The 18,784-nt window shown below is 65.9% G+C and carries 30 protein-coding genes; 29 read left to right on the forward strand and 1 reads right to left on the reverse strand.

Going from position 1 to position 18,784, the window contains the following annotated elements; translation table 11 throughout:
• Positions 1–2 precede the first annotated feature (2 nt).
• The 26 genes from rplV to ACIOSY_RS09125 all read left to right on the forward strand — a co-directional run bounded on the left by rplV (position 3) and on the right by ACIOSY_RS09125 (position 15,314).
• Positions 3–401 (forward strand): 50S ribosomal protein L22, encoded by a 399-nt coding sequence (gene rplV, locus ACIOSY_RS09000; RefSeq protein WP_400852297.1) that lies wholly within the window; start codon positions 3–5, stop codon positions 399–401.
• Positions 401–1,159: a 30S ribosomal protein S3 gene (gene rpsC / locus ACIOSY_RS09005; RefSeq protein ID WP_400852300.1), complete on the forward strand. Its 759-nt coding sequence runs from the start codon at positions 401–403 to the stop codon at positions 1,157–1,159. Before rplV ends, rpsC begins: the two co-directional genes overlap by 1 nt.
• Positions 1,159–1,578 carry a 50S ribosomal protein L16 gene (gene rplP, locus ACIOSY_RS09010; protein WP_400852303.1) on the forward strand — a complete coding sequence of 140 codons (420 nt, stop codon included), beginning with the start codon at positions 1,159–1,161 and terminating at the stop codon, positions 1,576–1,578. Before rpsC ends, rplP begins: the two co-directional genes overlap by 1 nt.
• Complete coding sequence (gene rpmC / locus ACIOSY_RS09015; protein WP_400852306.1) at positions 1,578–1,895, forward strand: 50S ribosomal protein L29; 318 nt, start codon at positions 1,578–1,580, stop codon at positions 1,893–1,895. The genes rplP and rpmC overlap by 1 nt, the downstream gene beginning before the upstream one ends.
• Positions 1,895–2,212, forward strand: a complete 318-nt coding sequence (gene rpsQ / locus ACIOSY_RS09020; protein WP_400852309.1) for a 30S ribosomal protein S17 — start codon at positions 1,895–1,897, stop codon at positions 2,210–2,212. The genes rpmC and rpsQ overlap by 1 nt, the downstream gene beginning before the upstream one ends.
• Positions 2,209–2,577, forward strand: a complete 369-nt coding sequence (gene rplN, locus ACIOSY_RS09025) for a 50S ribosomal protein L14 (RefSeq protein WP_045253838.1) — start codon at positions 2,209–2,211, stop codon at positions 2,575–2,577. Before rpsQ ends, rplN begins: the two co-directional genes overlap by 4 nt.
• A gap of 3 nt (positions 2,578–2,580) precedes the next feature.
• Positions 2,581–2,940, forward strand: coding sequence for a 50S ribosomal protein L24 (rplX, locus tag ACIOSY_RS09030; RefSeq protein WP_400852313.1), 360 nt, complete (start codon positions 2,581–2,583; stop codon positions 2,938–2,940).
• On the forward strand, positions 2,940–3,530 hold the full coding sequence (gene rplE / locus ACIOSY_RS09035) for a 50S ribosomal protein L5 (RefSeq protein WP_400852316.1): 591 nt from the start codon (positions 2,940–2,942) through the stop codon (positions 3,528–3,530). The genes rplX and rplE overlap by 1 nt, the downstream gene beginning before the upstream one ends.
• Positions 3,531–3,663: 133 nt before the next feature.
• Complete coding sequence (gene rpsH / locus ACIOSY_RS09040; RefSeq protein WP_400852319.1) at positions 3,664–4,062, forward strand: 30S ribosomal protein S8; 399 nt, start codon at positions 3,664–3,666, stop codon at positions 4,060–4,062.
• A 6-nt stretch (positions 4,063–4,068) separates the two neighbouring features.
• Complete coding sequence (rplF, locus tag ACIOSY_RS09045; protein ID WP_400852322.1) at positions 4,069–4,605, forward strand: 50S ribosomal protein L6; 537 nt, start codon at positions 4,069–4,071, stop codon at positions 4,603–4,605.
• Between the two features lie 2 nt (positions 4,606–4,607).
• The gene (rplR, locus tag ACIOSY_RS09050) at positions 4,608–4,967 is read left to right on the forward strand and encodes a 50S ribosomal protein L18 (RefSeq protein ID WP_400852325.1); all 360 of its coding nucleotides are present in this window, start codon (positions 4,608–4,610) and stop codon (positions 4,965–4,967) included.
• A 20-nt stretch (positions 4,968–4,987) separates the two neighbouring features.
• On the forward strand, positions 4,988–5,680 hold the full coding sequence (gene rpsE / locus ACIOSY_RS09055) for a 30S ribosomal protein S5 (protein ID WP_400852327.1): 693 nt from the start codon (positions 4,988–4,990) through the stop codon (positions 5,678–5,680).
• On the forward strand, positions 5,680–5,865 hold the full coding sequence (gene rpmD, locus ACIOSY_RS09060; RefSeq protein ID WP_102191670.1) for a 50S ribosomal protein L30: 186 nt from the start codon (positions 5,680–5,682) through the stop codon (positions 5,863–5,865). The genes rpsE and rpmD overlap by 1 nt, the downstream gene beginning before the upstream one ends.
• Positions 5,865–6,515 (forward strand): 50S ribosomal protein L15, encoded by a 651-nt coding sequence (gene rplO / locus ACIOSY_RS09065; RefSeq protein WP_400852331.1) that lies wholly within the window; start codon positions 5,865–5,867, stop codon positions 6,513–6,515. Before rpmD ends, rplO begins: the two co-directional genes overlap by 1 nt.
• Positions 6,516–6,644: 129 nt before the next feature.
• Complete coding sequence (gene secY / locus ACIOSY_RS09070; RefSeq protein WP_400852334.1) at positions 6,645–7,967, forward strand: preprotein translocase subunit SecY; 1,323 nt, start codon at positions 6,645–6,647, stop codon at positions 7,965–7,967.
• Positions 7,964–8,560, forward strand: coding sequence for an adenylate kinase (locus tag ACIOSY_RS09075; RefSeq protein ID WP_400852337.1), 597 nt, complete (start codon positions 7,964–7,966; stop codon positions 8,558–8,560). Before secY ends, ACIOSY_RS09075 begins: the two co-directional genes overlap by 4 nt.
• A 9-nt stretch (positions 8,561–8,569) precedes the next feature.
• The gene (gene map / locus ACIOSY_RS09080; protein ID WP_400852340.1) at positions 8,570–9,418 is read left to right on the forward strand and encodes a type I methionyl aminopeptidase; all 849 of its coding nucleotides are present in this window, start codon (positions 8,570–8,572) and stop codon (positions 9,416–9,418) included.
• A gap of 199 nt (positions 9,419–9,617) precedes the next feature.
• The gene (locus ACIOSY_RS09085) at positions 9,618–10,277 is read left to right on the forward strand and encodes a DsbA family protein (RefSeq protein ID WP_400852343.1); all 660 of its coding nucleotides are present in this window, start codon (positions 9,618–9,620) and stop codon (positions 10,275–10,277) included.
• 221 nt (positions 10,278–10,498) lie between these two features.
• The gene (gene infA / locus ACIOSY_RS09090; protein WP_017201569.1) at positions 10,499–10,720 is read left to right on the forward strand and encodes a translation initiation factor IF-1; all 222 of its coding nucleotides are present in this window, start codon (positions 10,499–10,501) and stop codon (positions 10,718–10,720) included.
• Between the two features lie 63 nt (positions 10,721–10,783).
• Entirely contained in the window at positions 10,784–10,900 is a 117-nt protein-coding gene (gene rpmJ / locus ACIOSY_RS09095) for a 50S ribosomal protein L36 (RefSeq protein ID WP_033106073.1), read from the forward strand.
• A 193-nt stretch (positions 10,901–11,093) separates the two neighbouring features.
• Positions 11,094–11,468: a 30S ribosomal protein S13 gene (gene rpsM, locus ACIOSY_RS09100; protein ID WP_400852346.1), complete on the forward strand. Its 375-nt coding sequence runs from the start codon at positions 11,094–11,096 to the stop codon at positions 11,466–11,468.
• Between the two features lie 32 nt (positions 11,469–11,500).
• Positions 11,501–11,899: a 30S ribosomal protein S11 gene (gene rpsK / locus ACIOSY_RS09105; RefSeq protein WP_136055213.1), complete on the forward strand. Its 399-nt coding sequence runs from the start codon at positions 11,501–11,503 to the stop codon at positions 11,897–11,899.
• Positions 11,900–12,049: 150 nt separating this feature from the next.
• Positions 12,050–13,039 carry a DNA-directed RNA polymerase subunit alpha gene (locus ACIOSY_RS09110; protein WP_400852350.1) on the forward strand — a complete coding sequence of 330 codons (990 nt, stop codon included), beginning with the start codon at positions 12,050–12,052 and terminating at the stop codon, positions 13,037–13,039.
• A gap of 33 nt (positions 13,040–13,072) precedes the next feature.
• Entirely contained in the window at positions 13,073–13,606 is a 534-nt protein-coding gene (rplQ, locus tag ACIOSY_RS09115) for a 50S ribosomal protein L17 (protein WP_400852353.1), read from the forward strand.
• Between the two features lie 209 nt (positions 13,607–13,815).
• Positions 13,816–14,502: a hypothetical protein gene (locus ACIOSY_RS09120; protein ID WP_400852356.1), complete on the forward strand. Its 687-nt coding sequence runs from the start codon at positions 13,816–13,818 to the stop codon at positions 14,500–14,502.
• Between the two features lie 80 nt (positions 14,503–14,582).
• Positions 14,583–15,314, forward strand: a complete 732-nt coding sequence (locus tag ACIOSY_RS09125; RefSeq protein WP_400852359.1) for a L,D-transpeptidase — start codon at positions 14,583–14,585, stop codon at positions 15,312–15,314.
• Positions 15,315–15,331: 17 nt separating this feature from the next.
• Here the strand turns inward: ACIOSY_RS09125 and ACIOSY_RS09130 are convergent, their stop codons facing one another.
• Entirely contained in the window at positions 15,332–16,906 is a 1,575-nt protein-coding gene (locus tag ACIOSY_RS09130; RefSeq protein ID WP_400852362.1) for an AMP-binding protein, read from the reverse strand.
• 176 nt (positions 16,907–17,082) lie between these two features.
• Between ACIOSY_RS09130 and ACIOSY_RS09135 the strand changes: the two genes are divergently transcribed.
• From ACIOSY_RS09135 to ACIOSY_RS09145, 3 genes are read left to right on the forward strand one after another with little or no spacing between them, the layout of a single operon-like run.
• Positions 17,083–17,889: a sulfite exporter TauE/SafE family protein gene (locus tag ACIOSY_RS09135; protein ID WP_400852365.1), complete on the forward strand. Its 807-nt coding sequence runs from the start codon at positions 17,083–17,085 to the stop codon at positions 17,887–17,889.
• Between the two features lie 37 nt (positions 17,890–17,926).
• Positions 17,927–18,373 (forward strand): MaoC family dehydratase N-terminal domain-containing protein, encoded by a 447-nt coding sequence (locus ACIOSY_RS09140; RefSeq protein WP_400852368.1) that lies wholly within the window; start codon positions 17,927–17,929, stop codon positions 18,371–18,373.
• Positions 18,373–18,771 carry a MaoC/PaaZ C-terminal domain-containing protein gene (locus tag ACIOSY_RS09145; RefSeq protein WP_400852371.1) on the forward strand — a complete coding sequence of 133 codons (399 nt, stop codon included), beginning with the start codon at positions 18,373–18,375 and terminating at the stop codon, positions 18,769–18,771. The genes ACIOSY_RS09140 and ACIOSY_RS09145 overlap by 1 nt, the downstream gene beginning before the upstream one ends.
• The last annotated feature ends 13 nt before the right edge of the window (positions 18,772–18,784 follow it).

Consider the following 18,784-nt stretch of genomic DNA (forward strand, 5'->3'; position numbering starts at 1 on the left):
AAATGGTGGAGTCCATCGCACGCGTGCGACACATCCGCGTGACCCCTCAGAAGGCTCGTCGTGTCGTCGCGCTCATCAAGGGCAAGCAGGCCCAGGAAGCTCTCGCGATCTTGAAGTTCGCGGCACAGAGCGCCAGTGAGCCGATCTACAAGCTTGTTGCATCGGCCATGGCCAATGCGCAGGTCAAGGCGGATCGTGACGGCGAATACCTCGACGAGCAGGATCTGTACGTGGCTAACGCGTACGTGGATGAGGGCACGACGCTCAAGCGTTTCCGCCCCCGTGCACAGGGTCGCGCTTTCCAGATCAAGAAGCGCACGAGCCACATCACGGTCGTGCTCTCGACGCCGGAGGCGGCTCCGGCCGCGACCGGTGACAGCAACAAGAAGGCGAGCAAGTAATGGGACAGAAGGTAAACCCGTACGGCTTCCGTCTCGGCATCACCACGGACCACGTGTCGCGCTGGTTCTCGGACTCGACGAAGGCCGGTCAGCGTTACGCCGACTACGTCGCCGAGGACATCAAGATCCGTCGTCTGCTGCAGACGCAGCTCGACCGTGCCGGCGTCTCGAACATCGAGATCGAGCGCACCCGTGACCGCGTCCGCGTCGACATCCACACCGCCCGTCCGGGCATCGTGATCGGTCGTCGTGGCGCCGAGGCCGAGCGCATCCGCGGCGACCTCGAGAAGCTGAGCGGCAAGCAGATCCAGCTCAACATCCTCGAGGTCAAGAACCCCGAGGCTGACGCTCAGCTCGTCGCACAGGGTGTCGCCGAGCAGCTCTCTGCTCGCGTGGCGTTCCGTCGTGCGATGCGCAAGGGCATGCAGGGCGCTCAGCGCGCTGGTGCCAAGGGCATCCGCATCCAGGTCTCCGGCCGCCTCGGCGGCGCGGAGATGAGCCGGTCGGAGTTCTACCGCGAGGGCCGTGTGCCGCTGCACACCCTTCGTGCGAACATCGACTACGGCTTCTACGAGGCCAAGACCACCTTCGGCCGTATCGGCGTGAAGGTCTGGATCTACAAGGGCGACCTCACCAACAAGGAACTCGCTCGCGAGCAGGCAAACGCGCCCAAGTCCCGCGGTCGCGATGACCGCGGTGGCGACCGTCGTCGTGCCCCTCGTAACGAGGCCCCCGTCGCAGAAGGAGCGTCTGCCTGATGCTTATTCCCCGCAAAGTCAAGTTCCGCAAGCAGCACCACCCGGGTCGTTCGGGTCAGGCTACCGGTGGCACGAAGGTCTCCTTCGGTGAATTCGGTATCCAGGCGCTCACGCCGGCTTACGTGACGAACCGTCAGATCGAGTCCGCCCGTATCGCGATGACCCGTCACATCAAGCGTGGTGGAAAGGTGTGGATCAACATCTACCCTGACCGTCCGCTCACGAAGAAGCCGGCCGAAACCCGCATGGGTTCCGGTAAGGGTTCCCCCGAGTGGTGGGTCGCCAACGTCAAGCCGGGCCGCGTCCTCTTCGAGGTCGCCGGTGTCAACGAGGAACTCGCTCGTGAAGCACTGACCCGAGCAATTCACAAGCTGCCGCTCAAGGCACGCATCATCAAGCGCGAGGAGGGCGACGCGTAATGGCGATCGGCACCAAGGAGCTCGCTCCGGCAGAGCTCGACACGTTCGAAGACCAGCGCCTCGTTGAGGAGCTGCGTAAGGCCAAGGAGGAGCTGTTCAACCTCCGTTTCCAGTCGGCCACCGGCCAGCTGGAGAGCCACGGCCGCATCCGCGCCGTCAAGCGCGACATCGCGCGTCTCTACACCGTGATCCGCGAACGCGAGCTGGGCATCCGTGCGACGCCCGCTCCGGTCGAGGTTCCGGCCAAGAAGGCGACCAAGTCGAAGGCGAAGAAGACCGAGGAAACCTCGGACGACGCCGAAGGGAAGGCTGAGTGATGGCCACCAAGAAGGAAGCTGCCGTCGAGGCTGAGGTCGTCTCGCACGACGTCCGCGATGCGGATGCCCGTGGCTACCGCAAGTCGCGTCGTGGCTATGTCGTCAGCGACAAGATGGACAAGACCATCGTGGTCGAGGTCGAGGACCGCGTGAAGCACCCGCTTTACGGCAAGGTCATCCGCCGCACCTCGAAGGTCAAGGCTCACGATGAGACGAACTCCGCCGGCATCGGCGACCTCGTCCTCATCAACGAGACCCGCCCGCTGAGCGCCACGAAGCGCTGGCGTCTGGTGGAGATTCTGGAGAAGGCCAAGTGATTCAGCAGGAGTCCCGCCTCAAGGTCGCCGACAACACCGGCGCCAAGGAGCTGCTCACGATCCGTGTCCTCGGTGGATCGAAGCGCCGGTACGCCGGCGTGGGCGACACCATCGTCGCGACCGTCAAGGACGCGATCCCGGGTGGCAACGTCAAGAAGGGCGACGTCGTCAAGGCGGTCATCGTCCGTACCGTCAAGTCCACGCGCCGTCCCGACGGCTCGTACATCAAGTTCGACGAGAACGCCGCCGTCATCCTGAAGAACGACGGGGAGCCCCGCGGCACCCGTATCTTCGGACCGGTCGGTCGTGAGCTTCGCGACAAGAAGTTCATGAAGATCGTCTCGCTCGCGCCGGAGGTTATTTAAGTCATGGCGAAGATCAAGAAGGGTGACCTCGTTCAGGTCATCACGGGCGCAAAGCCCGAGCGCGGCGGCGACCGCGGTAAGCAGGGCAAGGTCCTCGAGATCTCTGCCGAGCGCAACCGCATCATCGTCGAGGGCGTGAACTACGTCACCAAGCACACGCGCGTCGGTCAGACTCAGCGCGGCACCAAGACCGGAGGCATCGAGACCGTCGAAGCCCCCATCCACATCTCGAACGTCGCACTCGTCGACCCCTCGACCAAGAAGCCGACCAAGGTCGGCCACCGGGTCGAGGAGCAGACCAAGGACGGCGTCAAGCGCACCGTCCGCGTGCGGTTCGCGAAGAAGTCAGGTAAGGACCTCTGATGGCAACCACCGACGCTGCGGTGGCTGGCAAGATCCAGCCCCGCCTGAAGGCGAAGTACAACGCTGAGATCAAGAAGGCACTGCAGGAAGAGTTCGGCTACGCGAACGTCATGCAGATCCCCGGACTGGTCAAGGTCGTCGTGAACACCGGTGTCGGCGAGGCAGCTCGCGACAGCAAGGTGATCGATGGCGCGGTCGACGATCTCACCAAGATCACCGGCCAGAAGCCGATCGTCACGAAGGCTCGCAAGTCCATCGCGCAGTTCAAGCTGCGCGAGGGCCAGGCCATCGGCGCGCACGTCACCCTCCGCGGTGACCGCGCGTGGGAGTTCGTGGACCGCCTCGTCTCGCTCGCACTGCCCCGTATCCGCGACTTCCGCGGTCTCTCGGGCAAGCAGTTCGACGGCACCGGCAACTACACCTTCGGTCTCCAGGAGCAGAGCGTGTTCCACGAGATCGATCAGGACAAGATCGACCGGGTTCGCGGTTTCGACATCACCGTCGTCACCACCGCGAAGACGGATGACGAGGGTCGGGCACTGCTCCGTCACCTCGGCTTCCCGTTCCGCTCGGAAGACGCAAAGGCGTAGCAACCTCGACGGGCTCAGTGAACCAGTGTCACTGAGCCCGTCGATGTGCACGTACAATTGAAGATTGCGTGCTCATCGCAGGCCGTCTGTCGTGTAACGGCAGCCGGAACCTCATGACAAAAGGACAATAACAATGACAATGACAGACCCGGTCGCAGATCTGCTGACCCGTCTGCGTAACGCGAACTCGGCGCACCACGAATCTGTGACCCTGCCGTCGAGCAAGCTCAAGACGCACATCGCCGCGATCCTTCAGCAGGAGGGTTACATCTCCGGCTGGGAGACCTCTGACGCTCGCGTGGGCTCGAACCTCACGCTCACGCTGAAGTACGGCCCGAACCGCGAGCGCTCCATCGCTGGCATCAAGCGCGTGTCGAAGCCCGGGCTTCGCGTGTACGCAAAGTCGACCGAGCTGCCCCGTGTTCTCGGCGGGCTCGGCGTAGCCATCCTGTCCACCTCCTCCGGTCTTCTCACCGACCGTCAGGCTGAGCAGAAGGGCGTGGGCGGAGAAGTTCTCGCCTACGTGTGGTAATTCGAAATGTCGCGTATTGGACGACTTCCCATCGACGTTCCTGCGGGCGTGACCATCTCGGTCGACGGCCGTGAGGTCGCGGTGAAGGGCCCCAAGGGTGAACTCACCCTCACGGTGGCCAGCCCCATCGAGGTCGCGGTCGAGGAGAACCAGGTTCTGGTCTCCCGTCCCGACGACGAGCGCGCGTCCCGGTCGCTTCACGGCCTGACCCGCACGCTCATCAACAACAACATCATCGGCGTGACCGAGGGCTACACCAAGGGCCTCGAGGTCGTCGGTACCGGTTACCGCGTGCAGCAGAAGGGCAGCTCGGTCGAGTTCGCCCTGGGCTTCTCGCACCCGGTCCTGATCGACCCGCCCGCCGGGATCACGCTGACGGTCGAGGGCACCAACAAGCTCACCGTCAGCGGCATCGACAAGCAGGCTGTCGGCGAGGCAGCTGCGAACATCCGCAAGATCCGCAAGCCCGAGCCGTACAAGGGCAAGGGCGTTCGCTACGCCGGCGAGATCGTGCGTCGCAAGGCCGGAAAGAGTGGTAAGTAATCATGGCTCTCAAGTCAAAGTCTGACGCCCGCGCGCGTCGCCACGCCCGCCTTCGCAAGAAGGTCGTCGGCACCGAGGCGCGTCCGCGTCTCGTCGTCAACCGTTCGGCTCGCCACGTCTTCGTGCAGCTCGTCGACGACAGCAAGGGGCACACCGTCGCGTCGGCTTCGACGCTCGAGAACGACGTTCGTTCGCTCGAGGGTGACAAGACCGCCAAGGCCCGCAAGGTCGGCGAACTCGTCGCCGAGCGTGCGAAGGCTGCCGGCGTTTCCGAGGTCGTTTTCGACCGCGGTGGCAACCGCTACGCCGGTCGTGTCGCCGCCATCGCCGATGGCGCCCGTGAAGGGGGTCTGGCACTGTGAGTGACAACAAGGAGAACGAAGTGACCGAAACGGCTGCTGCCGCTCCCGAGGCGGCCGCGGTCGTCTCTGAGACGGCTGCCGGTACGACTCAGGCCGAGCCTGCCCGCGAGGGCCGCCGAGGTGGCGGTCGCGATCGCAACCAGGGCGGCGGACGTGACCGCAACTCGCGTGACCGTGGAGACAACCAGTTCCTGGAGCGCGTCGTCACCATCAACCGCGTCTCGAAGGTCGTGAAGGGTGGTCGTCGCTTCAGCTTCACCGCACTCGTGGTCGTCGGTGACGGCAACGGTCTGGTCGGCGTCGGCTACGGCAAGGCCCGTGAGGTCCCTCTGGCGATCGCTAAGGGTGTCGAAGAGGCCAAGCGCAACTTCTTCCGCGTTCCGCGCGTCGGCAGCACCATCCCGCACCCCGTGCAGGGTGAGGCCGCCGCTGGTGTGGTCCTGCTGCGTCCGGCGGCCGGTGGTACCGGTGTTATCGCCGGTGGTCCCGTTCGCGCCGTGCTCGAGTGCGCCGGTATCCACGACGTCCTGTCGAAGTCGCTCGGTTCGTCGAACACGATCAACATCGTGCACGCGACCGTCGCTGCCCTGAAGCAGCTCGAGGAGCCTCGTGCGGTCGCCGCACGTCGTGGCCTCGAGTTCGACCAGGTGGCACCGGCGCGTCTTGTCCGCGCCGAGGCTGAGGCCATCGCCGCACAGAAGGTAGGTGCCTGATGGCCGCCCGGCTCAAGGTCACACAGATCAAGTCCAAGGTGAGCGAGAAGCAGAACCAGCGCGACACGCTGCGCAGCCTCGGTCTCAAGCGCATCGGTGACAGCACCGTTCGCCCCGACGACGCGCAGAATCGCGGATACGTCAAGACCGTCGCCCACCTCGTCAAGGTTGAGGAGATCGACTAATGGCTGAGAAGAACGAAGCCGTCGAGGCCGAGAAGGCCCCGAAGAAGGCTGCTGCCCCCAAGGCTGCTGCCGAGAAGAAGCCCGCCGCGAAGAAGGCTCCGGTCAAGACTGCGGCGGCCAAGACCGCTGCGTCCGACGCCAAGTCCGACTCCGCTGCCAAGAAGCCCGCTGCCAAGAAGGCTGCGCCGAAGAAGGATGCTCCGGCATCCCGCCCCGGCGTGCTGAAGGTGCACCACCTGCGTCCGGTCCCCGGAGCCAACACCGCGAAGACCCGTGTCGGTCGCGGTGAGGGTTCCAAGGGTAAGACCGCTGGTCGTGGAACCAAGGGCACCAAGGCTCGCAACACCGTTCGCGTCGGTTTCGAGGGTGGGCAGATGCCTCTGCACATGCGCACCCCGAAGCTGCGCGGGTTCAAGAACCCGTTCCGCGTCGAGTACCAGGTCGTCAACCTGGAGAAGCTCGCGGAGCTGTACCCGAAGGGCGGAGATGTCACCATCACCGACCTCGTCGCCAAGGGTGCCGTTCGCAAGAACGAGAAGGTCAAGGTTCTCGGAAACGGCGACATCGCCGTGAAGCTCACCGTCGCGGTCGACAAGGTCTCGGGTTCTGCCGAGCAGAAGATCGTGGCTGCGGGCGGTTCCGTCAAGTAACCACAGCATGGAAGGGGTCGGAGATTCTCCGGCCCCTTCTGTGGTTTTGGATGCCGGGAACCGTGTGTAGGTTACTCTGGTCTTTCAGCCGCCCTTCGGTTGCGGCAACCCTTTTCAGGAGGAACGTTCTTGTTTAGCGCCATCGCGCGGATCTTCCGCACTCCCGACCTCCGTCGGAAGATCGGTTTCACTCTGGCCATCATCGCCATCTACCGACTCGGTTCCAACGTCCCCGCTCCGTTCGTGAACTTCCCGAACGTCGAGGAATGTCTGGCGGCGAACTCCGGTACCGACGGTCTGCTCGGACTCGTCAACCTGTTCTCGGGTGGCGCCCTGCTGCAGCTGTCGATCTTCGCGCTGGGTGTGATGCCGTACATCACGGCGACCATCATCACGCAGCTGCTGCGTGTGGTCATCCCGCACTTCGAGGCGCTGCACAAAGAAGGTCAGGCAGGCCAGGGCCGCCTGACCCAGTACACGCGCTACCTCACGATCGCGCTCGCGCTCCTGCAGTCGACGACGCTCGTGACCGTGGCCCGCAGCGGCCAGCTCTTCGGTTCCACCGATCTCGCCGCTTGCAACAATCTTCTGACGAACGACGTGTGGTGGGCACAGCTGCTCATCATCATGGCGATGACCGCCGGTACCGGTCTGATCATGTGGTTCGCCGAGCTCGTCACCGAGCGCGGCATCGGCAACGGCATGTCTCTCCTCATCTTCACGTCGATCGCTGCGACGTTCCCCGGCGCCATGGGCCTCATCTGGCAGACCAAGGGCTTCGAGGTCTTCCTCCTGGTCCTCCTGGTCGGAATCATCGTGATGGGTCTCGTCGTCTTCGTTGAGCAGTCCCAGCGACGGATCCCCGTGCAGTACGCGAAGCGCATGGTCGGCCGTCGCACGTACGGCGGCACCAACACGTACATCCCGATCAAGGTCAACATGGCCGGCGTGATCCCCGTGATCTTCGCGTCGTCGCTGCTGTACATCCCGGCTCTGATCGCGCAGTTCAACACCCCGCAGGACGGCTCGACGCCGGCTCCGTGGGTCACCTGGATCAGCGCCAACTTCACCACCGGCAACCACCCGGTCTACATGCTGGCGTACTTCCTCCTGATCATCGGATTCACGTACTTCTACGTGGCGATCACCTTCAACCCCGTTGAGGTGGCCGACAACATGAAGAAGTACGGCGGGTTCATCCCCGGCATCCGTGCGGGTCGTCCGACCGCCGAGTACCTCGACTACGTGCTGACGCGCATCACGCTGCCCGGATCGATCTACCTGGGTCTCATCGCGCTGATCCCGCTGATCGCTCTGGCGACCGTCGGCGCCAACCAGAACTTCCCGTTCGGTGGCGCGTCGATCCTCATCATCGTCGGTGTCGGTCTCGAGACGGTCAAGCAGATCGACGCGCAGTTGCAGCAGCGTCACTACGAAGGGCTCCTCCGATGACGGCATCCGCACGTCTTCTGATCGTCGGCCCGCAGGGCTCCGGTAAGGGAACGCAGGGTGTGCGCATCGCCGAGACCTTCGGCATCCCCGTCGTGTCGACCGGAGACATCTTCCGGGCCAACATCAAGGGCGGCACCGAGCTCGGCCAGCAGGTCACGGCGATCCTCGATCGTGGAGACCTCGTCCCCGACGAACTGACCAGCGAGATCGTGCGCGATCGTCTGTCGCAGGACGATGCGTCGAACGGCTTCCTCCTCGACGGGTATCCGCGCAACACCGCGCAGGTCGCGCACCTCGAAGAGTTCCTGTCGGCGCGTGGCGAGTCGCTCGACGCCGTTCTGCTTCTCGATGTGCCGCGAGAAGAGAGCATCTCCCGACTCAGCCTGCGGGCGATCGAGCAGGGGCGCTCCGACGACACCGAAGATGCCATCGCGCACCGCCTCGACATCTACGAGCGCGAGACGGCGCCGATCATCGACGTCTACAGCGAGAAGGGCATCGTCGACCGTATCAACGGCACCGGTGCCCTCGACGAGGTCACCGACCGTATTGTCGCCGCGCTCGACGCGCGCGGTCTCCGCGTCGCGGTCTGAGGTTCGGCGATGTTCCGCCGGTCGATCTACAAGACCCCTGCGCAGCTGCGTTCCATGGTGGAGCCGGGGCTCATCACCGCCGCGGCGCTCGACGCCGTGCGGCCGCTGATCCGTGCCGGCGTCACGACGCTCGAGCTCGATGCCGAGGCGAACCGGGTGATCCTCGCCCGGGGCGCGGAGTCCAACTTCCAGCTGGTGCGCGGCTACCACCACACCATCTGCGTATCCGTGAACGAACAGGTCGTCCACGGCATCCCCGGCGGCCTCGTGCTGCAGGCCGGAGACATCGTCTCGGTCGATTGCGGCGCCCAGTTCGAGGGATGGAACGGCGACAGCGCCATCACCGTCGTGATCCCCGACGACTCGCGCCCCGAGCTCGTCGCGAATCGCGAGGAGCTCTCGCGCGTGACCGAGGGATCGATGTGGGCGGGTATCGCCGAACTGGCCACTGCCGCGACTCTGGGTGACGTCGGGGCGGCGATCCAGGGCTACATCGAGTCGCAGGGTCCTTCCGCCGTCTCCGGTGAGACGTACGGGATCCTCCGCGAGTACGTGGGCCACGGCATCGGTCGCAAGATGCACGAAGCGCCGAGCATCTTCAACTACCGCACTCCCGACCCGGGAGCCGACGTGAAGCCGGGTCTCGTGGTCGCCATCGAGCCGATGGTGACCGCCGGGGGAGAAGAGACCTTCGTCGAGGACGACGACTGGACGGTCTCGACCGTCGACGGTTCCGATGGTTCCCACTGGGAGCACAGCGTGGCGGTGCACGCCGGCGGTGTCTGGGTGCTCACGGCGCCCGACGGCGGTGCCGCGGGTCTCGCGCCCTTCGGCGTGACGCCGGTTCCGTTCGCCTAGAACGCTCAGGGGGCGTCACATCGTCACGAGAATCCGCAGGACGGATGCCTCGTGCCGTCGCTGAGGCGCGTGCGATGTTACGCAAGCGTGAGGTGCGGGAAAGGCTGCCCTCACACGAACCGCATAGGCTGATGCAGGAAGATCACAGAGTACTTGGCGCCCGCTCCAGCGCGGCGAGCAACCGACAGAACGGAAGAAAATGGCAGCGGCGAAGAGCAACACCAACTGGTTCGCGATCGGGGTGTCCATCGCCGTCGTCGTGGTCCTGGTCGTGCTCGGTGGACTCGTGGTGTTCCTGAACAATCAGGCCACGGCCCCCGGCGTCGCTCCCGAGGGCGGCAACGTCAATACCGAGACCGGCGCCATCAGCTTCGGTGCGGGCGAGAACGAGGTCGATGTGTTCGTCGACTTCATGTGCCCGGTCTGCGGTGACTTCGAAGACGCCTACGGCGAGCAGCTGCAGTCCGCCGCCGCGAGCGACGACATCACCCTGAACATCCACCCGGTGTCGATCCTGGATCGCTACTCGCAGAACACGAAGTACTCGACGCGTGCCGCCAGCGCGGCCTACTGCGTCGCCGAGAACGCGCCCGATTCGTTCCTCGACTTCTTCAACTTCATGTTCGCCAACCAGCCGCAGGAGAACACGGCCGGCTACACCGACGAAGAACTCGCCGCATACGCCGAGCAGGTGGGCGCAGGCGCTGCCGCAGACTGCATCGCCGACGGCACCTACATGGACTTCGTCGGCGACCAGACGAAGGCCCAGGAGATCCAGGGCACGCCGACCGTCGAGGTCAACGGCGAGCGGATCGAGAACGCCGACATCCAGACCCAGTTCGCGAAGATCCTCCCCTGAGCGACTCGCGACGGTCGAAGGGGCGGCCCGCTCAGCGGGTCGCCCCTTCGTCGTCCCCGCATGGCGGGCACATCACGGCTCTCTCAAGTTGCCGGATGATGCCGCGTCGTCTAACATAGATCTTTGGTGCCTTGTGCCCTGATTCGGCGTGTCCGACAGGGCGGCATCACAATCACCCACCCACCGCAGATCGACCGGTCTGCAGAAGCGTCAGCGAGGCTATGGCTAAGAAAGACGGTGTCATCGAGATCGAGGGCGTCATATCCGAGGCTCTGCCCAACGCGATGTTCCGCGTTGAGCTCAGCAACGGACATAAGGTCCTGGCAACGATCTCCGGCAAGATGCGGCAGAACTACATCCGTATCATCCCCGAGGACCGTGTCGTCGTGGAGCTCAGCCCCTACGACCTCACCCGCGGCCGTATCGTCTACCGCTACCGCTAACCGGTCGAGAAGTAACGGCCTGCCCCCGACGGGGCGGTACGAAGACAGCGAACAGGAAACATCATGAAGGTCAACCCCAGCGTCAAGCCGATGTGCGATCACTGCAAGGTGATCCGTCGCCACGGCCGCGTCATGGTGATCTGCAAGAGCAACCCGCGTCACAAGCAGCGCCAGGGCTGAGTGCCCTGCGGGTCGATCGGTTTCACCGACGGACCCCGCTGCGTGAGCACCGCTCTCGCAATCTCACAACTCAATACGAAACGGCAGGGTCAGATCCTTCGTCGGAGCTCAGGCGCCGACGGAGAGGACACCTCGGGCGGAGGCCCGGGCACCGATCCTGTTCCACACCTCCACAACACCCCAGGAGAACCGCATGGCACGTCTTGCCGGCGTTGACATCCCGCGCGACAAGCGCGTGGTGATCGCCCTTACATACATCTACGGCGTTGGCCGTACCCGCTCGGTCGAGATCCTCAAGGCGACGGACATCGACGAGAGCGTTCGCGTCAAGGACCTCAGCGATGACCAGCTGATCGCCCTGCGCGACCACATCGAGGGGACCTACAAGGTGGAGGGAGACCTTCGTCGCGAGGTCGCCGCAGACATCCGCCGCAAGGTCGAGATCGGCTCCTACGAGGGCATCCGCCACCGTCGTGGTCTCCCGGTCCGTGGTCAGCGCACCAAGACCAACGCCCGTACCCGCAAGGGCCCGAAGCGCACCGTCGCAGGCAAGAAGAAGGCCCGCTAAGCAGCGGCCCCAGGGACTAGGAGAACACTTTCATGGCTGCACCCAAGGCCGCCGCGCGCAAGCCGCGCCGCAAGGAAAAGAAGAACATCGCGCTGGGCCAGGCCCACATCAAGTCGACGTTCAACAACACGATCGTTTCGATCACCGACCCGTCCGGCGCTGTCATCAGCTGGGCATCGTCGGGTGGCGTGGGCTTCAAGGGCTCGCGCAAGTCGACTCCCTACGCTGCAGGACTGGCCGCCGAGTCGGCCGCCCGTCAGGCGCAGGAGCACGGCGTCAAGAAGGTCGACGTCTTCGTGAAGGGTCCGGGCTCCGGCCGCGAGACCGCGATCCGCTCTCTCCAGGCCGCTGGCCTCGAGGTCGGCTCGATTCAGGACGTCACCCCGCAGGCGCACAACGGATGCCGCCCGCCGAAGCGCCGCCGCGTCTGATCCGGCTCGTGAGCCGCTCGTCTCTCCACGCTCTCTGAGCCGGCGAGGGCCGAGCGGCTCTCACGCCCGCATGCGGGCATCGACTTCCACAACTCAAAACCTCACCCACCACATGTCATATAGCGGTCATGTGATCGAAAGGAACACAGAGTGCTTATTGCACAGCGTCCCACACTCACCGAGGAAAAGATCGTCGAGAACCGGAGCCGGTTCATCATCGAGCCTCTGGAGCCCGGCTTCGGATACACGATCGGTAACGCGCTTCGTCGCAGCCTGCTCTCGTCGATCCCCGGTGCCGCTGTCACCAGCGTCCGTCTCGACGGCGTGCTGCACGAGTTCAGCACCATCCCGGGCGTGAAGGAGGATGTCACCGAGATCATCCTCAACATCAAGCAGCTCGTCGTCTCGTCGGAGCGCGACGAGCCGATCACGGCCTACCTGCGCAAGACCGGTGCGGGCGAAGTGACCGCCGCAGACATCTCGGCTCCGGCCGGTGTCGAGGTGCACAACCCCGAGCTCGTCATCGCGACGCTCAACGACACCGCGAAGTTCGAGCTCGAGCTGACGATCGAGCGTGGCCGTGGCTACGTCTCGGCGACGCAGAACCGCAACGAGTACGCCGAGGCCGGTCAGATTCCGATCGACTCGATCTACTCGCCGGTCCTGAAGGTCAGCTACCGCGTCGAGGCGACTCGTGCCGGAGAGCGCACCGACTTCGACAAGCTCATCCTCGACGTCGAGTCGAAGTCGTCCATCAGCCCCCGCGACGCTGTCGCTTCGGCTGCGAAGACGCTCACCGAGCTGTTCGGTCTCGCCCGCGAGCTGAACGTCGAGGCCGAGGGCATCGAGATCGGCCCGGCGCCGGTGGAGGCAGTGAACTCCAGCGAGCTGTCGATGCCGATCGAGGACCTCGACCTGTCGGTCCGCTCGTACAACTGCCTGAAGCGTGAGGGCATCAACACCGTTTCTGAGCTCGTCGCCCTGTCGGAGACGCAGCTCATGAACATCCGTAATTTCGGCCAGAAGTCGGTCGACGAGGTGCGCGACAAGCTCATCTCGCTCGGTCTGTCGCTCAAGGATTCGGTGCCCGGTTTCGACGGCGCCCACTTCTACGGCGGCAGCGAAGACGAGTCCTTCTGATACCCGACCTTTCTGACCAGGAGCTAGACGATTATGCCCAAGCCCACTAAGGGTCCCCGCCTCGGAGGCGGCCCCGCACACGAGCGCCTGCTGCTTGCCAACCTCGCGGCTGCGCTGTACACCCACAAGTCGATCAAGACGACCGAGACCAAGGCCAAGCGTCTTCGTCCGCTCGCTGAGCGTCTCATCACGTTCGCCAAGCGCGGTGACCTGCACGCACGCCGTCGCGTGCTGTCGGTCATCGGCGACAAGAGCGTCGTGCACACGCTCTTCGCCGAGATCGCTCCGCTGGTCGCTGACCGTGAGGGTGGCTACACGCGCATCACCAAGATCGGCAACCGCAAGGGCGACAACGCCCCGATGGTCGTGATCGAGCTCGTCCTCGAGCCCGTCACGCCGAAGGCGAAGTCGGCCAAGAAGACCGCCGCTGCCGCCCCCCAGGCAGAGAAGGCCGAGAAGCCCGCTGAGAAGCCGGCCGAGGCCGAGGCTGCCGCCGAGGAGGCTCCCGTCGAGGAGGCTCCCGTCGAGGAGACCACCGAGGCGCCCGCCGAGGAGAAGTCCGAGTAATCACTCGTTCGTGAAGAAGCCCGCCATCCCTTCGGGGTGGCGGGCTTCTTCGTCTTTCCGCGTTCTTCGCCCTGCGGTGGGCGGGCCGGACCCGTGATGTCATCGTTAATTGACCGCGCTGTCAGAATGCCGATATATTGCGAGAAGTCGTGCCGTACCCCCGTGCGTCACGCGGCGCCGCCCCGGGCGCCCTTTCCTCAGGAGCATTCATGAAGAAGCACCGCCTCCCCGCCGTCGGCGCCGCACTGGCGCTCGTCGTCGGCTCGTTCGCCCTCGCCGTACCCGCGATGGCCGCGGAGATCGACGTTCCCGACAACTCCTACGGCGCTGAGGGTGACAGCTACCCCAACGGCTGGTTCACCGGTGACCCGCAGCCGACGACGGCTCCGGTCGACAACGCCTCCGGCATCACTCTGACGGGTGCCACGCAGTTCCTCTACGGCGGCATCATCCCGATCGCTGACTCCATGGACTTCGTCGTGCTGGTCGACGGATCCGCCGTCGACGTCGACGGCATCGCGACCTTCCAGTACCCGGTCTTCTTCAACTCGGCCAGCGACGGCAACCTCGGTTTCGCGACCATCCGTCCGCTCCCGGCCGGCACCCCGCAGACCGGTGGCACCTGGTTCTCGAGCCAGAACGTCACCATCGGTGAGACCCTCGTGCTCTCGCAGGGCGAGCACACGTGGGAAGAGGTCGTCGACGCGTTCGGACTCGCGCTCGAACTCGGCGCCGCGCCCGAGGTGCTCGCGGTGGGCGTCTTCGTCGACCCGGGCCAGACCGCACTGGTGCGCAGCATCAGCTTCGGCGGCAACACGTACAACTTCGATGTCGCAGCCACCGCTCCGGCACCGGTTCCGACGCCGATCGCGACGAACGCCAACTTCACGGGCTGATCGACCCGCGTCATCACGGTGTGCCTCGCCCGTTCGTCGGGCGGGGCACACCGCTGTGTCGAGCTGAAAGAGAAGCACCCATGAACGTGAAGATGCCCGCCCTGCTCGCCGCCGTCGTGCTCGTCGCCGCGGTGATGACGGGATGCACCCCCGCCCCGGAGCCCACGCCCACGGCTGCGGTGCCGTCGGCCGAGCCGACGCACGCTCCGGAACCCGTGAGCACCACGGTCGGCGAGGTGGCGACGGCGATCAACGCCGAGGTCGCGGTCTACGACGCCGTCGACGGTGCGCAGCTCACCACCTTCGCGAACCCGAACGCTTCCGGGGCGCCGCTCGTCTTCCTGGTCGAGGCGACCGAGGGTGCGTGGCTGCAGGTCAAGCTGCCGATGCGCCCGAACGGCTCGGTCGGCTGGGTGCGAGCATCCGACGTCACCGTGGCTTCGCTCGAATACCGCCTCGAGGTCTCGACCGCCGACCGCACGGTCACCCTCCTCAAGGGCGCCGAGGTGGTGCAGACATTCGCAGCGGCCATCGGAACGGGCGACACCCCGACCCCGCTGGGCGACTTCTATCTGACCGAGCTGCTGGCGCCCACCAACCAGGGGTACGGCCCCTTCGCCTACGGGATCTCGGCGTTCTCCGACGTGCTGAACAGCTTCGGCGGCGGCCCCGGCCAGATCGGCATGCACGGCACCGACGATGCCGACAGCATCGGCCAGGCGGCGAGCCACGGATGCATCCGCCTCAGCAACGACGACATCACGATGCTGGCCGGCATCCTGCCCCTGGGCACGCCGATCACCATCGCCTGACGCGGCTCCCGTCGGGGTCAGCGCGACCGGAGATCCTTCCGCAGGATCTTCCCCGACGCGGACTTCGGGATCGCGTCGATGAACTCCACCTGACGCACCTTCTCGTGCGGGGCGACCCGCGCGGTCACGTGCGCCATCACGGCATCCGCATCGATCTCGGCACCCTGCTGAACGACGACGAACGCCTTCGGAACCTCCTGGCCGTCGCCATCGGGGGCGCCGATCACCGCGGCATCCGCGATCGCCGGGTGCTCCAGCAGCACGGCCTCGAGCACCGCCGGAGCCACCTGGTAGCCCTTGTACTTGATGAGCTCCTTCAGGCGGTCGACGATGCGGAAGATTCCGTCGTGGGTCACGGTCGCAACATCGCCCGTGTGCAGCCAGCCCTCGGCATCGAGCATGTCGGCCGTGGCATCCGGACGATTCAGATAGCCCTTCATCACCTGCGGTCCGCGGATGAGCAGCTCACCCGGTTCGCTCGCTCCCTCGGACGGCAACTCGACATCGCGGCCCGTCTCCGAGTCGCGCAGTCGCGCTTCCGTGCCGCTGAGCAGCAGCCCGACGCTCGCGCGGTCGATGTCGTCGCGGTCGTACGGGATCGCGTGCGTGACCGGACTGGTCTCGGTCATGCCGTAACCCTGGCAGACCGTGCAGTCCAGACGGCTGGCCACGGCGGCGGCGAGCGACCCGTCGAGCGGGGCCGCTCCCGAGAAGATCACTTTGACGGCGGAGAGATCGTAGTCGTCGACGAGCGGATGCTTCGCCAGGGCCACCGCGATCGGCGGGGCGATGAACACCCACGTCGTACGGTGCTCGGCGACGACGCGGAGGAAGTCGACGAGGTCGAACTTCGGCATCGTCACGAGCGCCGCGCGCTGGCGCAGGGCGAAGTTGAGCAGCACGGTCATGCCGTAGATGTGGAAGAAGGGGAGCACGGCGAGGACGCGGTCGTCATCGGCCAGCGAGATCGTCGACCGGCATTGGCTCACATTGGCGATGAGGTTGCGGTGGGTGAGCATGACGCCTTTGGGGCGTCCGGTCGTGCCCGAGGAGTAGGGCAGCACCGCGAGATGCTCGGCGGGGTCGAACGAGACGATTGGGGCGGGTTGCCCTTCGCCGAGGAGCGCCGGCAGAGAGGGATGCCCCTCGACGCCGTCGAGGACGATGAGGTGGTCGGCGTCGATGCCGACCTGTGCGGCGGCCGCAGCGGCGTTCGGAAGCAGGGGTGACACCGTGATCAGCCACTCGGCCTCGGCGTCGGTGAGCTGGTTGGCGATCTCCTCGGGGGTGTAGAGCGAGTTGATCGTGGTGGCGGTGGCGCCGGCGCGCAGGATGCCGTGGAAGACGGTCGCGAACGCGGGGATGTTCGGGCACAGCACCCCGATGCGTGTACCGACACCGACCCCGCGGGCGGCGAGGGCTCCGGCGAAGAGCTCGATCTGGCCGATCAGCTGCCGGTAGCTCGTCTCGGCTCCGCTCGTGCCATCGATGAGGGCGGTCGAATCGAGCCGCGCCTCGTCGAGATCGCCGAACAGGAAGTCGAAGACGGAGACCGCCGGGATCGCGACGTCGGGGAAGGTGCTGCGAACCATGAGATCTCCTTCGATCCGGCCGACCACGGCGGCGTCGTCGGCGATGGCATCAAGTGTCGCACAGGAGGACACTGCGTCCCAGAGGCATCCGCATCTCCGTGCCGAGGCACGGCGCGCGGACGGTGCGGGAGTAGGCTGGCGGAGTTGCGGCCAACTCCCAGGCCCGCGTGGGAAGGATGACCGTGCACGAGGTGGAGACGAGCCGATATCGAGGACCGCGGGCCTATACGACCTTCATCGGGATCGGCCTCCTCGCCGGCCTCCTCTCCGGCCTCTTCGGCGTGGGTGGGGGCACCGTCATCGTCCCGCTCCTCGTGCTCTTCCTGCACTTCGACCAGCGGCTCGCGGCGGGAACCTCGCTGGCGGCGATCGTGCCGACGGCCGGCGTCGGTGTGATCTCGTATGCGGCCTCCGGCTCCGTGGCGTGGATCCCCGCGCTGATCCTCGCGGCCGGCGCCGTGGTGGGGGCGCAGATCGGCACGCGCCTGCTCCCGCGCATCTCCCAGACCGCACTGCGGTGGGGCTTCGTCGGATTCCTCGTCGTCGTCATCGTCACCCTCTTCCTCGTGATCCCGTCGCGCGACGCGGAGTTCGTGCTCTCGTGGGGTTCCGGCATCGCCCTCGTGGCGGTGGGCGTCGGCACCGGCGTCCTGGCGGGTCTGATCGGCGTCGGCGGCGGAGTGATCGTCGTGCCCGTGCTGATGCTCGCCTTCGGCACCAGCGACCTCGTCGCCAAGGGGACCTCGCTCCTCATGATGATCCCTACCGCCATCTCGGGCACGATCGGCAACCTGCGCAATCGCAACGTCGACCTGCTCGCCGCCGCGCTCATCGGTGTCGCCGCCTGCACCACGACCGCGCTCGGGGCCTGGCTCGCGACGCTGATCGAACCCGGCGTCGGCAACATTCTCTTCGCGGCATATCTCGTCGTCATCGCCGTGCAGATGGCGCTCAAGGCGATCCGAGGGCGCAACAAGGGCTGAGCCGGGCAACGTCGGTGCACCTCGGTAGGATCGAGGGGTGGCAGTGAACAGTGAATTGGTCGGCCGGGAGTTCCCGCCGACGCCCCCGTACCTCGTCGGCCGCGAGAAGGTTCGCGAGTTCGCCCGCGCCGTCTTCGCCGAAGCCCCGCAGCACACCGACGTCGAGGCGGCCCGCGCGGCCGGCTTCACCGACGTCGTCGCGCCGCCGACCTTCGCGATGGTCGTGCAAGACCTCACCGTGCAGCAGCTGCTGAACGAACCCGACTCCGGCATCGTGCTGTCCCGCACGATCCACGCCGAGCAGCGCTTCGCCTACACGCGCCCCATCGTGGCGGGCGACGAGCTCACCGCGCAGCTGCGGGTCACCGGCATCCGCATGATGGCGGGCAACGCGCTCATCACCAGCGAAGCCGAGATCACCGATGCCGCGGGCGACCACGTCGTGACGGCGACCGGCGTTCTGCTGGTCGGAGAGGGGGAGTGATGGCCTACGCGATCGGAGATGTCATCGCCGAGCGCACCGTGCACCTCACGCGCGAGTCGCTGGTGCGGTACGCCGGAGCATCCGGAGACTTCAATCCCATCCACTACCGCGATGACATCGCGGCATCCGTGGGCCTTCCCGGCGTCCTCGCGCACGGCATGCTGACCATGGGCATCGCCTCGTCCGTGGTGGTCGCCGCGCTCGACCCGCAGACCCGCATCGTCGACTACGGCGTGCGCTTCACCAAGCCGGTCGTCGTCGACGCCGTCGACGGTGCCGACGTGCACGTGCTCGCGACGGTCGGAGCGGTCGACGAGACCACGGCGCGCATCGACCTGAAGGTCATCTTCGGCGACGCCACGGTGCTCGTCAAGGCGCAGCTGCGCATCGCCCTCTGATGGTGGGCACCGA

The organism is Microbacterium sp. NPDC087665 (genome assembly GCF_044743285.1).
In the GTDB taxonomy this organism is placed as follows: Bacteria; Actinomycetota; Actinomycetes; order Actinomycetales; family Microbacteriaceae; genus Microbacterium.

What these genes read in the sequence shown, in the direction of transcription:
- rpmC (WP_400852306.1), top strand. Translation starts at nt 1,578, where the DNA reads ATGGCGATCGGCACCAAGGAGCTCGCTCCGGCAGAGCTCGACACGTTC.
- ACIOSY_RS09085 (WP_400852343.1), top strand. Translation starts at nt 9,618, where the DNA reads ATGGCAGCGGCGAAGAGCAACACCAACTGGTTCGCGATCGGGGTGTCC.
- ACIOSY_RS09135 (WP_400852365.1), top strand. Translation starts at nt 17,083, where the DNA reads ATGACCGTGCACGAGGTGGAGACGAGCCGATATCGAGGACCGCGGGCC.
- ACIOSY_RS09075 (WP_400852337.1), top strand. Translation starts at nt 7,964, where the DNA reads ATGACGGCATCCGCACGTCTTCTGATCGTCGGCCCGCAGGGCTCCGGT.
- rpsC (WP_400852300.1), top strand. Translation starts at nt 401, where the DNA reads ATGGGACAGAAGGTAAACCCGTACGGCTTCCGTCTCGGCATCACCACG.
- rplP (WP_400852303.1), top strand. Translation starts at nt 1,159, where the DNA reads ATGCTTATTCCCCGCAAAGTCAAGTTCCGCAAGCAGCACCACCCGGGT.
- ACIOSY_RS09120 (WP_400852356.1), top strand. Translation starts at nt 13,816, where the DNA reads ATGAAGAAGCACCGCCTCCCCGCCGTCGGCGCCGCACTGGCGCTCGTC.
- rplE (WP_400852316.1), top strand. Translation starts at nt 2,940, where the DNA reads ATGGCAACCACCGACGCTGCGGTGGCTGGCAAGATCCAGCCCCGCCTG.
- rpsK (WP_136055213.1), top strand. Translation starts at nt 11,501, where the DNA reads ATGGCTGCACCCAAGGCCGCCGCGCGCAAGCCGCGCCGCAAGGAAAAG.
- rpsQ (WP_400852309.1), top strand. Translation starts at nt 1,895, where the DNA reads ATGGCCACCAAGAAGGAAGCTGCCGTCGAGGCTGAGGTCGTCTCGCAC.
- rpsM (WP_400852346.1), top strand. Translation starts at nt 11,094, where the DNA reads ATGGCACGTCTTGCCGGCGTTGACATCCCGCGCGACAAGCGCGTGGTG.
- ACIOSY_RS09125 (WP_400852359.1), top strand. Translation starts at nt 14,583, where the DNA reads ATGAACGTGAAGATGCCCGCCCTGCTCGCCGCCGTCGTGCTCGTCGCC.
- rpsH (WP_400852319.1), top strand. Translation starts at nt 3,664, where the DNA reads ATGACAATGACAGACCCGGTCGCAGATCTGCTGACCCGTCTGCGTAAC.
- rplR (WP_400852325.1), top strand. Translation starts at nt 4,608, where the DNA reads ATGGCTCTCAAGTCAAAGTCTGACGCCCGCGCGCGTCGCCACGCCCGC.
- rplQ (WP_400852353.1), top strand. Translation starts at nt 13,073, where the DNA reads ATGCCCAAGCCCACTAAGGGTCCCCGCCTCGGAGGCGGCCCCGCACAC.
- rpmJ (WP_033106073.1), top strand. Translation starts at nt 10,784, where the DNA reads ATGAAGGTCAACCCCAGCGTCAAGCCGATGTGCGATCACTGCAAGGTG.
- map (WP_400852340.1), top strand. Translation starts at nt 8,570, where the DNA reads ATGTTCCGCCGGTCGATCTACAAGACCCCTGCGCAGCTGCGTTCCATG.
- ACIOSY_RS09130 (WP_400852362.1), bottom strand. Translation starts at nt 16,906, where the DNA reads ATGGTTCGCAGCACCTTCCCCGACGTCGCGATCCCGGCGGTCTCCGTC.
- rplF (WP_400852322.1), top strand. Translation starts at nt 4,069, where the DNA reads ATGTCGCGTATTGGACGACTTCCCATCGACGTTCCTGCGGGCGTGACC.
- rplV (WP_400852297.1), top strand. Translation starts at nt 3, where the DNA reads ATGGTGGAGTCCATCGCACGCGTGCGACACATCCGCGTGACCCCTCAG.
- rplX (WP_400852313.1), top strand. Translation starts at nt 2,581, where the DNA reads ATGGCGAAGATCAAGAAGGGTGACCTCGTTCAGGTCATCACGGGCGCA.
- rpmD (WP_102191670.1), top strand. Translation starts at nt 5,680, where the DNA reads ATGGCCGCCCGGCTCAAGGTCACACAGATCAAGTCCAAGGTGAGCGAG.
- ACIOSY_RS09145 (WP_400852371.1), top strand. Translation starts at nt 18,373, where the DNA reads ATGGCCTACGCGATCGGAGATGTCATCGCCGAGCGCACCGTGCACCTC.
- rplO (WP_400852331.1), top strand. Translation starts at nt 5,865, where the DNA reads ATGGCTGAGAAGAACGAAGCCGTCGAGGCCGAGAAGGCCCCGAAGAAG.
- infA (WP_017201569.1), top strand. Translation starts at nt 10,499, where the DNA reads ATGGCTAAGAAAGACGGTGTCATCGAGATCGAGGGCGTCATATCCGAG.